The 13637-nt window shown below is 54.6% G+C and carries 11 protein-coding genes; 8 read left to right on the plus strand and 3 right to left on the minus strand.

Annotation, left to right across the window (positions count from 1 at the left end; translation table 11 throughout):
* Positions 1-88: 88 nt before the first annotated feature.
* The 3 genes from IMCC3135_RS06840 to IMCC3135_RS06850 all read right to left on the minus strand — a co-directional run bounded on the left by IMCC3135_RS06840 (position 89) and on the right by IMCC3135_RS06850 (position 3612).
* Complete coding sequence (locus tag IMCC3135_RS06840) at positions 89-1393, minus strand: NAD(P)/FAD-dependent oxidoreductase (protein ID WP_088916929.1); 1305 nt, start codon at positions 1391-1393, stop codon at positions 89-91.
* Between the two features lie 21 nt (positions 1394-1414).
* Positions 1415-2785, minus strand: coding sequence for a glutamine synthetase family protein (locus IMCC3135_RS06845; protein ID WP_088916930.1), 1371 nt, complete (start codon positions 2783-2785; stop codon positions 1415-1417).
* A 68-nt stretch (positions 2786-2853) separates the two neighbouring features.
* Positions 2854-3612: a type 1 glutamine amidotransferase gene (locus tag IMCC3135_RS06850; RefSeq protein WP_088921714.1), complete on the minus strand. Its 759-nt coding sequence runs from the start codon at positions 3610-3612 to the stop codon at positions 2854-2856.
* A gap of 296 nt (positions 3613-3908) precedes the next feature.
* On the opposite strand from IMCC3135_RS06850, the gene IMCC3135_RS06855 reads away from it, so the two are divergent.
* The 8 genes from IMCC3135_RS06855 (at position 3909) to IMCC3135_RS06890 (ending at position 13636) form a co-directional block, all read left to right on the plus strand.
* Entirely contained in the window at positions 3909-6074 is a 2166-nt protein-coding gene (locus IMCC3135_RS06855; RefSeq protein WP_088916931.1) for an HAD family hydrolase, read from the plus strand.
* On the plus strand, positions 6074-6988 hold the full coding sequence (locus IMCC3135_RS06860; RefSeq protein WP_088916932.1) for an HAD-IIB family hydrolase: 915 nt from the start codon (positions 6074-6076) through the stop codon (positions 6986-6988). The genes IMCC3135_RS06855 and IMCC3135_RS06860 overlap by 1 nt, the downstream gene beginning before the upstream one ends.
* 40 nt (positions 6989-7028) lie before the next feature.
* Positions 7029-8372 carry a histidinol dehydrogenase gene (hisD, locus tag IMCC3135_RS06865; protein ID WP_088921715.1) on the plus strand — a complete coding sequence of 448 codons (1344 nt, stop codon included), beginning with the start codon at positions 7029-7031 and terminating at the stop codon, positions 8370-8372.
* Between the two features lie 74 nt (positions 8373-8446).
* Positions 8447-8806 carry a sirohydrochlorin chelatase gene (locus IMCC3135_RS06870; protein WP_088916933.1) on the plus strand — a complete coding sequence of 120 codons (360 nt, stop codon included), beginning with the start codon at positions 8447-8449 and terminating at the stop codon, positions 8804-8806.
* A 106-nt stretch (positions 8807-8912) separates the two neighbouring features.
* Positions 8913-9239: a TusE/DsrC/DsvC family sulfur relay protein gene (locus IMCC3135_RS06875; RefSeq protein ID WP_088916934.1), complete on the plus strand. Its 327-nt coding sequence runs from the start codon at positions 8913-8915 to the stop codon at positions 9237-9239.
* Complete coding sequence (locus IMCC3135_RS06880) at positions 9232-9912, plus strand: respiratory nitrate reductase subunit gamma (protein WP_157735810.1); 681 nt, start codon at positions 9232-9234, stop codon at positions 9910-9912. Before IMCC3135_RS06875 ends, IMCC3135_RS06880 begins: the two co-directional genes overlap by 8 nt.
* Positions 9909-11411 carry a sulfate reduction electron transfer complex DsrMKJOP subunit DsrK gene (dsrK, locus tag IMCC3135_RS06885; protein ID WP_088916936.1) on the plus strand — a complete coding sequence of 501 codons (1503 nt, stop codon included), beginning with the start codon at positions 9909-9911 and terminating at the stop codon, positions 11409-11411. Before IMCC3135_RS06880 ends, dsrK begins: the two co-directional genes overlap by 4 nt.
* Positions 11408-13636, plus strand: coding sequence for a S9 family peptidase (locus IMCC3135_RS06890; protein ID WP_088916937.1), 2229 nt, complete (start codon positions 11408-11410; stop codon positions 13634-13636). The genes dsrK and IMCC3135_RS06890 overlap by 4 nt, the downstream gene beginning before the upstream one ends.
* Position 13637: the final 1 nt, after the last annotated feature.

Here is a 13637-nt window from a genome sequence, read left to right on the forward strand (position 1 = left end):
TTTATACCTTTGTCTGCTGAATCCGGTTGCAAAATCACCTTTTCCGGTAATTTTGCCGTTCACAGGAATAGCTGTAAATAACGGTGAGTTACATTCTGTCCAGCCAGGAATAACCTGTCATGGCGAGTGCCAGCAAGGCTGGTCTGCTGCGAGTGCCGCCCGGGAAGGCAATGGCGGGCAGCGCGGCTAACTGGTCGAACCGATCGGCCCGTTGATCGATATGCTCGGCAATGGCGGTGCCGTACATGACGGCCAGAGACAGGCCGTGTCCCGAGTAACCCCCGGCAGCATAGGTATTGCTGTTGATCAGCTGCAGGTAGGGCAGTCTTCTTCGGGTGATGGCCAGAGTGCCGCCCCAGGCATAGTCCAGGGCCGCATCTTTCAGTTGCGGAAATACCCCCAGCATGGCGCGGCGGACAACCGTTTCAATGGAGGCGGGAAATCGGTAGGAGTAGTTTTCGCCACCACCAAAAAGCAATCGATCGCCGTCCACCCGCCTGAAATAGTTGACGACAAAACGTGAATCAGCAACCGCATTGTCATGCGGCAGCAGATCGGTAGCACGCTCGCCCAAAGGTTCTGTCACCACAATGAAATTGTTGATGGGCATGGACCATTTGTTCAGCGAAGGTTGCAGATTGTCGGTATAACCGTTGGTTGCAATAACGACCTTTTCGCAATCGACGCTGCCGGTGGCCGTGATGACCCGTTGACCCGACTGAGCTCGAGGCGGCTCAATACGTACGACCTCGCTTGATTCGTGAATGATCGCCCCGGCTTTTTCGGCAGCTTTTGCCAGGCCTGTTGTGAGCTTCAAGGGGTGTATATGTCCCGCCCCGTGGTCAATCAGTCCGCCATGATAATCAGCACTGTCAACGTGCTCGCGGATGCTTTTGCGAGACAGTGGTTCCAGTGAATGATAATTGTAGTCGCGTTCCATCAGCTTGCAGTAGTCATGGCTTGCCTTGACATGGCGCTGCCGGTGATCTGCATAGACGATTCCGGGCTTGTACTCGGTGCGTATATCATGCAGCTGGCAAAGCTTGTGGATGTGGCTCTTCGCCTCTTCGGCAATCTGCCACAGTGCCCGGGCACCCAGCTTTCCAACCAGAGGTTCGAGTTCTGGCGGGCTTTTGTTGAAGCCACTGCCCAGCTGGCCGCCATTGCGTCCCGAGGCGCCCCAGCCGACACGGTGTGCATCGAGAACAACGACACGATGTCCGCTGGCTGCCAGTTCAAGCGCCGTTGCCAGACCCGTGAGGCCTGCGCCTATGACGCAGACCTCGGTGCTGATATGACGCTCAAGCGCTGGCCGCTCGATGAGTGGGCAGTTTTCCTGATACCAGGAAGGGGCATGGACACCACGCCTGTCATTGGCGTATAGAAGTTTCACGGGGAAAGGGTTTCGGGGGGGTTAGACGTTCAGTAACAGATGCTCACGTTCCCAGGGACTGATGACTTGCAGAAACGCCTCGGATTCCTGATGTTTTATAGCACTGTACAAGGTGCAGAAATCATTGCCCAACAGCGTTTTCAGTTCATCATTGGCACTGAACAGTTCCAAGGCTCGCATCAGGTCTCTGGGAATGTCAGGCGGCAGAGAATAGGCATCCCCCTTGATGGGATCACGTGGCTTCATGCCGGTTGTCATTCCAATCAGGCCGCAGGCGAGGCTGGCTGCGATGGCCAGATACGGATTGCAATCCATGCCGACAACGCGGTTTTCAACCCGTCTGCTGGATGGGCTTGAGAGCGGTACCCGGATGCCAGTGGTGCGATTGTCTGTGCCCCATTCAAGGTTGATGGGGGCTGAGTCGTCAGGCCGGAATCGACGATAGGAGTTGACGTACGGTGCAAATATGCAAAAGGCATTGGGGATCAAGGCTTGTTGCCCGCCTATAAAACCGTAGAAATGCTCGGTAGGTAGGTCGTTTTCACCGTTGAAGACATTGCTGCCATCGGCCAGGGAGATGACACTTTGATGGATATGCATGGCACTGCCAGGCTGACCTTCCATGGGTTTTGCCATGAAGGTGGCGAAGCAGCCGTTACGCAATGCCGCCTCACGGATGAGACGCTTGTAGAAAAACACCTGATCGGCCAGATGTAATGGGTCACCGTGTTGCAGGTTGATTTCTATCTGTCCGGCACCGCCTTCCTGAATGATGGTATCGATCTCGAATCCATGAGCTTCAGCAAACTCATAGATGTCGTCGATGACCGTGCCGTATTCTTCCACGGCACTCATCGAATAGGCTTGACGGGCAATACCCTGGCGACCGGTACGTCCGATTGGCGGCTCAATGGGCAAGTCCGGATCAATGTTCGGCTTGGTGAGATAAAATTCGAGTTCAGGGGCTACGACGGGTTTCCAGCCATTCTTCGAATAGGCCTCAACGACACGCTTGAGCACATTACGCGGAGACATGCCCACCGGGCTGCCATCCTGATTGAATATGTCGTGAATTACCTGCAAAGTAACATCGGCAGACCAGGGCACGGCAGTGGCCGCGGTAAAGTCCGGTGTCAGAATCAGATCTGACTCGGTCCACTGGTCTGGCATGTCCTTCAGGTTCACATATTCGCCAGTGATCGTCTGATAGAAGATGGAACTGGGCAAATACATGGCATCGGCCTTGGCAAACTTTCGCGCCGGCATGGCCTTGCCGCGAGACGTACCTGCAATGTCGGCTATCACGCACTCCACATCATCGACTTTGCGCCCATCAAGCCAGGCATGAAAAGGTTCCGGCAGTCGATCCATCCAGGAAATGTCCGCGTTCATAAGATTCCGGGTATCAGTGAGAGCTGTTGTTGTGAAGGGGAAAGGATGAGAATAGGGTGTCTCTGCAATCAGGACGTCTGGCGAGACAGGAAGTGACGCAGGGTCTGGGCAATCGAGCTTTGGGCGATAGGCTGCTCTAATGTCGCTGCTGCGCGTGTCTTGACCTCATCGGGCAGTATTTCTCCACGCACATCCAGTAGGCCCTGGATAAAACTCTTGTCAAACTCAGGATGCGGCTGCAGCGTCAACATCCGGTTGCCGTACAAAAGTGCTGCGTTCTGACAAAAGCTGCTGCTACCCACGTTTTTGGCTTCGGCAGGCAGTGATACGACCTGGTCCTGATGAAAAGCCATCAGTGCCGATGAATCGGCGGTATTCGATGCCGGGGGGCCGAAGACACTTTCGTCCAGATCATATTCGACACGTCCGACCGACCAGCCGCCGGCGAATTTTTCGACCTTGCCGCCCAGGGCTTGGGCAATTATCTGGTGTCCGAAGCAGATGCCAACCATCGGCTTTCCGGAGGCATACACTTCGCGGATAAAGGCCTCCAGTGGCGGGATCCAGGTGTGATCTTCATAGGCGCCAAAGCGTGAGCCGGTGATCAGCCAGGCATCAGCATCGTCGATATTATTCGGAAATACGTTATCAAGAACCGGGAAGTGCCGGTAGTCGAAGGCATCTGCACCAAGTAGATTTTCAAACATCCGGTCATAGTCGGCGTGGTGATCCAGCAAGGCCTCTGGCGCGCGCCCGGCTTGCAAAACCCCCAGTCGAACTCGCAAACCAGAGTCAGTTGGCGAAGTGTTGTGAATCGTTGCGTTCATGAAGCGATTTATACTCTGACTTGATCCCATAAGCCATAGCGGCATTTCTTGATGGGAAATATAGAAGTTGCTATCAGTACCTGTTCACCGAGCAGCTCATCGAAACGCCCTGTAGTATTTCCACGAAGTTGGGTTATCGGGTACAGACAAGGCATAATGGATTCGAGCAGAAGGAACCCTGTAAGGTGCTTGTATTCCGTAGGAATGGTAGCACGCGGCGCATGGCGTGAAGCCGACGGTCAGGAGTGCGATTCTGCATTGGAATTCGATAAACTTGAGAGCACAGAAGACGCCAAATGAAAACTCAGAAAGGGCTACATATCTGTCTGATCAGCGTGCATGGTCTGATTCGTGCCAATGAGCTGGAGCTGGGTAAGGATGCAGATACCGGCGGGCAAGTGCTGTATGTCGTGGAGTTGGCTCGAGCACTGGCAGAGGCTGACAACGTTGCTCGCGTGGACCTGGTTACCCGGCGTGTTTGCGAAGACAGGCTATCGGAGGACTACGGGCAGGTAACAGAGTCCCTCGCTGAAAATGCTCGTATCCTGCGCATCGAAGCAGGAGGCACAGAGTATCTTGCCAAAGAGAAGCTGTGGAATCATCTGGATACCTTCGCCGACAATCTTATTGATTATTATCGGGAAGAAGGCGCTGAGCCTGATCTGCTGCACAGCCATTATGCTGATGCGGGCTATGTCGGTAGCCGGTTGTCTCATCTACTGGGAATCCCTCTGGTACACACGGGCCACTCGCTAGGTAGAGTCAAGCGTCATCGCCTGCTGGCCAGCGGACTGGATCGAGCGACCATAGACGACAGCTACAACATGGCGCGCCGAATTGCCGCAGAAGAGCTGACGCTGGCATCCGCCGAGCGTGTCATCACCAGTACCTTTCAGGAAATCGAAGAACAGTACGAGCTCTACGATTTCTACCGGCCAGAAGCCATGCATGTCATCCCGCCTGGTACCAATCTGTCCAGATTTCAACCGCCACAAGGTAAAGAGCACGAGTCCGATATTGCGCAGGAAGTGCACCGCTTTCTCAAGGAGCCAGACAAGCCGATGATTCTGGCTGTATCCCGAGCTGATGCACGCAAGAACATCTCGACACTGATCCACGCCTATGGCAATGATGCGGAGTTGCAGGAGCGCGCCAATCTGGTGGTGGTCATGGGTAACCGGGATAACCTCAACGAGCTCGACAAGGGCGCCCGCGATGTGTTGACAGAGCTTCTGCAACTAATCGATCGCTACGACCTGTATGGGCGTGTTGCATACCCCAAGCACCATGGCTCTGATGATGTGCCTGTGCTTTATCGCCTGGCGACGCTCAGCGGTGGCGTGTTCGTCAACCCGGCCCTGACCGAACCCTTTGGCCTGACTTTGATCGAGGCAGCCGCCAGCGGTCTGCCGATCGTGGCAACTGAGGATGGTGGCCCACGGGATATTATCGGAAACTGCGAAAACGGCTTGCTCATCGACCCGCTTGAACCTGAAGGCATCGCCCGAGCCATCAAGGATGTGATTGGTGACTGGGAGCTTTGGCAACAGCGCTCAGTGGCCGGCTTGCGAGGTGTGCGACAGCATTATTACTGGCCTGCTCATGTCGAGGAGTACCTGCGAATGGTGTCTTCGATCACCGGTAAGCAGGCATCCAGCGAGCTGCTTGAAGATCGTCAGACCTACAGTGCGGGCCACACGGACCGAGCCCTGTTCACCGACCTTAACCGCAGTTTGCTGGGCGACGATGAAGCCCTGCAGGAGCTGATCAAGGTGGTGCGTGCGAATCGCAAGCGCATGAAATTCTGTATCAATACGGGACTTCGTCTGGATGCCGCTTTACGTCTGCTGAAAAAGCATGGAATTCCAGAGCCCGATGTGCTGATTGCCAGTGCCGGTACCGAAATTACATTCGCACCGAAGCTGACAGAGGATACGGGCTGGAAGCACCATATTGAAAAGCAGTGGACTCCACAGCAGGTTCGCCGGGTGTTGGGAGAGGTGCCTGGTATCCGTCCGCGTGAAGACGCTCAGCAGAGTGAGTTCAAGATCAGCTATCTTTATGATTCCGAAGTAGCTCCGAGCCTGAACGAGATCAGTGCGCGACTGTTTCAGGAGGACCAGGCGGTCAATATCGTTTTCTCGCATGGTGAGTTTCTGAACATCATGCCGATTCGCGCCTCCAAGGGACTGGCTTTGCGCCATGTGGCTGCCAAATTCGGCATTCCTCTGGAGCGGGTGCTGGCCATCGGTGGTTCAGGTGCGGATGAGGACATGATGCGGGGTAATACCCTGGCGGCCATTGTCGGGAACCGCTCACATGAGGAGCTCTCCCAGCTGGTGGAAAGCTCACGCATTCACTTCACGTCTAAAAATTATGCTGCAGGCATTCTCGAGGCCATGGAGTTTTATGATTTTCTTGGCGAGTGCAAAGCACCGGAACCTGTCTCGGAACCTGCCTGATGAAATTGTTGTGCACGGATCTTGATCGCACCTTGTTGCCAAATGGCGATGAGTCCGAGTCACCGGCTGCGCGGCCCGTTTTGTGGCATTTGCTGCAAAGCCATGCGGTGGCTCTGGCTTATGTCTCGGGGCGGGATCTGGCCCGTATTCTGAAATCCGTGCAGCAATACGAGCTGCAAAAGCCGGATGTTATTGTCGCCGACGTAGGAACCAGCGTCTACGTACGAGATGGCGAGGGCTGGCTATTACAGGAAGCCTGGCAGCTGCAGATAGCTGATGACTGGAATGGTCTGGACAGTGAGGATATGCGCGAATTGCTTGCTTCTTTCAACGAGCTTGAAGATCAGGAAGCAGATCGTCAGACACGATTCAAGCGCAGTTACTATCTGCCCCGAGAGCTGGACACTGAAAACCTGAAACTCCGGCTCGAAGAGCTTCTGGCGGGGCAGGGGATCAAGGCTTCGCTGGTGTTCAGCGATGACCCTCAGAAAAATGTTCAGCTGCTGGATGTCTTGCCTTTACATGCGACGAAGGTCGATGCCATCAGGCATGTGCAGAAGTTGCTGGAGGTCGATAATGAGCAAACACTGTTCAGTGGCGACAGCGGCAACGATGTCACCGCACTGGCCAGTGAAATACCCTCGGTCACCGTCAGAAACGCCGATTTGCCCACTCGCGAGGCGGTCAGGCGGCTGGCGGCGCTCAATGCGACTGAGGCCTCCAGTTATCAGGCCGAAGGTGCTCTGAGCCTGGCAGGCGGTCGTGCGCTTAACGGCAACTATGCCGCTGGTATCGTGGAAGGTTTGGTGCACTTCAATAGTGCATGGTCCGAGTTGCTGGATTCTGAGGCGTGGGTGGCAAAGGCGCTGGAATTGTATGCCCTGCAAGGAGAAGCGGGAAGCCTGCAAGCCTGACGCGGTATACTTCGTCTGGCCTTTTTCTGAACCTGATCGCATGACTGCTCGAAAATACCCTGACGTTGCCTTGCACGAACTTGGCAAGCTTTCCAGCGAAGAACGCGCAAGCCTGCTAAGTCGGGCAGAGGACGACCTGGATCAATTCCTTGATGGTGTGAGACCCATCATTGAAGCCGTTCGCAAGGAGGGCGATGAAGCTCTGGCACGTTTCGGTCGGGAATTTGACGGTGCAAAGTCTCTGACAGCAGATGCTATCGCTGCGAGCAAGGCGGATATCGACAAAGCCTTCGATCAGGTTGACCGTGCCATGATTGAAACGCTGGAATATTCGGCAGACAACATACGTCGTTTCCATGAAGCGCAGCGGCCACCGGAAATGTGGATGAAGGAGATTCGTCCGGGTGTGCTGGTGGGTGAACGCGCCACCCCGATAGATTCAGTGGCTTGTTATTCACCCAGAGGCAAGGGATCCTTCCCATCAGTGACCTTGATGACGGCTATTCCTGCCTCGGTCGCCGGTGTACCTGAACCCATCATTCTCACACCACCTGGTGCTGACGGGCAGATTGACCCGGCGACACTGGTTGCGGCCAGGCTGGCAGGTGTAGAACAGGTCTACAAGGCGGGTGGCGCACAAGCGGTGGCCGCTGCCGCTTACGGCACGGCTACGATTCCCCGGTGCTTCAAGATCGTTGGTCCCGGCAGCCCGTGGCTGGTCGCAGCCAAGCGCATGCTGGCCGGACGCATCGATCCGGGTATGCCGGCAGGTCCTAGTGAGACCATTCTGCTAGCCGACGAGACGGCTAATCCGTATATCGCAGCACTGGACATGACCATTGAGTCAGAGCACGGTCCTGACAGCAGTGCCTTTCTGGTCACCTGGGATGCCGAGCTGGCCAACACTATCCGTGCGGCTATTCCCGGCTACTGGGATCAGCAGAACGAGACACTGGCTGGCTATTCATCGTCAGTGTTGAGCGGTATGCGTGGTGGCATCGTGCTTGCCAGAACGCGTGAAGAGGCTTACGCCTTCATTAATGACTATGCACCGGAGCATTGTCAGGTCTTGTCGAAAACCCCTCATGAGCATCTGGCTCATATACGCAATGCCAGTGAAATCTTGCTGGGAGAGCATGCGGCAGGTTCAATTGCCAATTACATGATGGGCCCCAATTGCGTGCTGCCAACCTCTGGTGCTGCTCGTACCCACTCCCCATTAGGGGTGCATGATTTCATGAAGACCTGTTCCGTGGCGCATATGACCGAGACGGGTTACGCCGAGATGGCACCCCATACTCATCGCTTCGCAAGCTATGAAGGCTTTGATGGTCATGCCAACGCAGTGTCAGATCTGCGACAGCAAGCATTCAAGAAGATCTGATGATCGTTTTATCCTGAATAACGTATCAGTAGGGCCGACGCTATTGTCGGCTTCTAACAGAGTGGGTTTATTGTATGAAATCGTTATTGCTAGTTGCCCATGGTAGTCGCCGAGCCGAATCCAATATCGAGATTGCTACTCTGGCGGCCCGACTGGCCGACAAGGCTTCAGGTGAATACGACATTGTTGAGCATGCTTTTCTGGAACTGGCGGATCCGCTGATTCCTGATGGTATTGAACGCTGCATTGCGAAGGGCGCCACCAGTGTGCAGGTGATTCCCTATTTTCTGGCTCGTGGCACACACGTGGCCGATGATATCCCCGAGCAGGTCGCCATCAAACAGGCTGAATATCCGGATATGGATATTCGCATCACCCGTTATCTGGGTACTTCGGATGAAATGGTAGATGTTTTGCTGACGCTGGCCCGCTGAACAATGCCGCATCGAGCCTGGCTCGGTGCTTGTAGAATGATCAGTAGCCCGCACTGTTGTAGTCCCAAGCCACTTTCGCCCGTATCAAACTGGTTATCATTGACTGATGAGTTCACTGATCGACAATCTTGAAACTGACCACGAAGGCTATCTGCGAAGACATACGGACTGGACGCCTGAGCTGGCCAATGAGCTGGCAGGGGCGGACGGTATCCAGCTGACAGAAGCCCACTGGGAAGTGCTCAATTTTTTGCAGGAATACTACGAGAACTATGAGATAGCGCCAGCCATCCGTATTCTGACCAAACAGATCGGTAAGCGATACGGGCGCGAAAAAGGTAACAGCAAATACCTGTATGAGCTGTTTCCGCGGGGACCAGCCAAGCAAGCCTGTCGTTATGCTGGCATGCCCAAGCCGACTGGCTGTGTTTGAATTACTGCCCGGCTATCTGTTTACTGCCGCTTTTATCTGGCTGCTGACAGCCACCGCGTGGCGCATTGCCAGCTGGGTCACCACCCCATTGCCATTACCCATACCATTGGCGCCCACACCCCGAACCCATGTTGGAGTGGCGGGGCGGCTGTTGCTTGAGTGCTTTACTTTCCGCTCTCTGGCTCGTGCCAACAAGACGACCTGGGCTGCCAGCCTGATATTCCACTATGGTTTGTTGCTGGTGCTGATTGTGCACTTGCGATTTGTATTGCCGCAGTTTCCGCTATGGCTGTTGCCCTTTATCAGGCTCAGTGGCTGGGCGACCACCGGCCTGCTGCTCGGGCTCATCATTTTGTTGATCCGCCGCATCGTCGTGGACCGCTTACGGTATATCTCGGCCCCCAGTGATTACTTGCATCTGCTACTGCTATTGACCATAGCAGGCTCTGGTGCGGCGCTGAAGCGCCTATGGTCAACCGAACTGCATGCGGTGGGAGAGTTTCTTCGCGGTGCCCTGACATTCGACTGGCAGGCTCTGCCGGCCCATGCAGGACTCTGGCTGCACCTGGCACCGGTTCTGCTGCTGATTGCCATATTTCCCATCAGCAAACTACTGCATGGTGCAGGTGTCCTGCTGAGCCCGACCTTCAACCAGCGTGATCCGAACGCATGATCGAAAATACATCAGCGGGAAAAACAGCGACGCGCCCGGTTGTCGGTCGTTATCGTGTCATCCCGCTGATTGCCGAAGGGGCAACAGCCGGTGTCAAAAGCCAGGTGGCCCGACCGGATATACAGAACGCTCTCGGCCTACCGGGCAAGCTGGTTGACGACTGGCACGACAAAGCCATCCAGCGTCTGGGTGAGTTGGTCAAAGAGCGCCGCGGCTTGCGTATCTTTCTGGATTCGTGCACCAAATGCGGTGCCTGCACCGATAAATGCCATTATTTTCTGGGCACCCATGATCCTAAAAACATGCCGGTTGCCAGGCAGGATCTGATTCGCTCGGTATACCGTCGTCACTTCACCTTTGCCGGTCGTTATATGCCGTGGCTGGTGGGTGCGCGGGATCTGGATGAGTCCATGCTGAATGACTGGTACACCTACTTTCATCAGTGTTCCGAGTGTCGGCGTTGCACGGTCTTTTGTCCCAAAGGGATTGATACCTCTGAAGTCACCATGGCTGGGCGGGAAATCCTGGCAACCATTGGACTGGGGCAGCAGTACTCTGAGGAAATTATCACCAAGGTTAAAAGCATTGGTAACAACCTGGGCATGAAGAAGCATGCTCTGGCTGATGTACTCGAAAGTCTGGAGGAGGATATTCTCGATGAGACCGGAGTTGCAGTTCGTTTGCCACTGGATGAAGTCGGCGCACAGATGCTGGTGGTGACACCTTCGGCAGATTTCTTTGCAGAACCCCACGTCGATGGATTGATCGGTTATGCCAAAGTGCTGCATCAGTCAGGTATTCGCTGGACATTCAGCTCACACGCATCCGAGGCTGCCAATTTTGCCCTGTTTACCGGCCAGCACGAACATATGCGAGACATTGCATTACGCATCCGGCAAGCCGGTATTGATCTGGGCGTCTCGCGTATCGTGATGGGCGAATGCGGGCATGCCTGGCGAGTGGCTTATAGTTTCATGAACAAACTGGTAGGTCCTATGGATTTTCTGGATAAAGATCATCCACGTCCCGAACACATCTGCGAGGTGACTCATCAACTCTTGTCAACAGGGCAGATAACACTGGACCCTTCCAGAAATCAGGGCAAAGTGGTCACCTTTCACGACTCCTGTAATGTGGCTCGAGGAGCCAGTATGGGCAATCGCTCCGATGGCCAGTTCACGATTCCTCGAGAGTTGCTGGCTGCCAGTGTACCCCGGGTGGTGGAGATGAGTTCGGATACAACCGGGCAGAAAACATTCTGTTGTGGCGGTGGTGGTGGTTTACTGACTGATGATCTGATGGAGATTCGGATCAAAGGGGCACTGCCCAGGGCGCAGGCTTTGCAGGCAGTTGTTACCACAGAGCAGGTGACGCATCTGGTGGCAATCTGTGCTATCTGCAAGACGCAGCTGACTAGTGTCTTGCCGCATCATGACCTGGAGCAAGTGCAGGTGACCAGCTTGCATCATCTGATCGGTGATGCGTTGGTGCTCTCTTGAAGATCTCAGGCAAGCTGCCTTGTGCCGGTCAGATTCCGGTTGAGCATCATTTACATGGTGAGAAATGGGTCGATGAATTTGGCTGGCTGCGTGCAGACAACTGGCAGGCCTGTGTGGATGAGCCTGAGTTGTTGCCAGAAGCCATCAAGGAATATCTTGATCAGGAGAATGCCTGGTGTGAATTCAATATGGCAGATACGGTTGAGCTGCAGGCGACGTTGCTGGGCGAGATGCGTGGACGTATTGAGGCTGATGATGATTCCTTGCCTGATGAAGAGGGGCCATGGTCGTATTTTGAACGCTATATCGGTGATGAGGAATATCCCAGTTATTGGCGAATTCCCCGGCAGGGCCGAGAGTCAGACGTTCGAGTGGCGGCTGCTGGCAAATCGGATCTGGGTGTATCAGATCTGGATGTGAAGGGCCAGAGTGTGGCATCGTCTCAGCAAAACTACACTCAAGAGCAGTTGCTGATTGATTTCAATGTCGAATCCGATGGTCATGAATATTACAGCCCTGGTGATGTGGAATACAGTTCGAACCACGCCTGGCTTGCCTGGAGTGTCGATACGGTCGGGGCCGAGCGATACTGCGTCTATATACGCAATCTGGAAACCGGTGTGGACGAAGACATCATCAACGATGTGGAGTCCATCACCTGGGGAGATGACCGCTACCTGTTCTATACCCGGGTAGATTCGGAACATCGACCCAATCAGGTCTATCGGCATGAGCAGGGGGCTGATCCCGCTGATGATGTGCTTGTCTTCGAAGAGCAGGATTCACGCTTCTTCTGCTCTATCTGGACCAGTCTGTCAGGTCGCTATGTCTTCATTTCCACAGACATGAATGATCAAAGCGAAGTCTGGTACATCCCCTGTGACGATATGACCTCTGAACCCGTTCTGATCGAGTCACGCACCGAGGATCTGGAATACAGCGTCGAACACCAGGGCGATCGTTTCCTGATATTGACGAATGCCGATGGCGCCAGTGACTACAAGATCATGCAGACGCCATGTGCGACACCATCGCGTCGTTATTGGCGTGACTGGCTGCCGTCTCAGGAAGGCCGCATGGTGCTGGACGTCTATGCGTATCAGGACTGGATCATGTGGATGGAGCGCGAAGATGCGCTGCCGCGAATTTGCTACGCACGCTCCTCTGGTGCTATCGCCATGGCGGGCGATCTGCCTTTGCTGGAAACGGCCTCGGTACAACGCATCGATTTTGATGAAGAGGCCTACGCGTTGAGCCTTGAACCGCTGCTGGAATTTGATGAAACCAGGTTTCGCTTTGGTTATGAATCACCGTCAACACCTGAGCAGACCTGGTCTTTTGATCTGGAAACCGGCGAGCGCTCGTTATTGAAACAAGAGCTTATTCCCAGCGGACATGACCCGGAAAATTATGTGGTCAGGCGTTTGTATGCCGAGTCTGCGGATGGAGAGCAAGTCCCCCTGACCGTGCTGCATCACAAGAAGACCCCACTGGATGGTACTGCTCCCTGCTTGTTGACCGGCTATGGAGCTTATGGCTCATCCTCACCGGCAACGTTTTCAGCCTCATTGCTGTCTCTGATAGACAGAGGCTTTGTGCATGTCGTGGCACATGTTCGTGGCGGACAGGAAAAGGGTCGGGCCTGGTATGATGCGGCACGGTTCAGCGGCAAACACCGCAGCATTGATGATCTGATCGGTGTGGCTGAGTATCTGGTTGCCCAGAACTATACCTCAGCTGGAAGAATCGTCTTGTCGGGTGCATCAGCTGGAGGCTTGCTGGTTGGTGCTGCGCTTAATCGCGAGACAGACTTGTGGGGAGGGGCGATTGCAGGGGTGCCTTTTGTCGATGTTCTGCATACCCTATTGGATGAAAATCTGCCTTTGACGCCCGGAGAATGGTCCCAGTGGGGTAATCCGAAAACAGACCCTCAGGCTTTTGCCGATATTCGCAGTTATTGTCCTTACATGAATGTTCAGGCACGCGCTTATCCGCCCATGCTGGTGACGGCAGGTATCAGTGATGCGAGGGTGACGTACTGGGAACCTGCCAAATGGGTCGCGCGACACCGTCAGCGTCGAGTTGACACGGGGGCGATATACCTGAAGACTAATATGACCAGTGGTCATTTTGGCGAGACTGGGCGCTATGCATCCTTGGCGGAATATGCTCTGGAGCAAGCCTTCGCGCTGAAAATAATGAGTTTTTGTCTGACAGCCAGGTGAG

This window comes from Granulosicoccus antarcticus IMCC3135 (assembly GCF_002215215.1).
GTDB classification, from domain to species: domain Bacteria; phylum Pseudomonadota; class Gammaproteobacteria; order Granulosicoccales; family Granulosicoccaceae; genus Granulosicoccus; species Granulosicoccus antarcticus.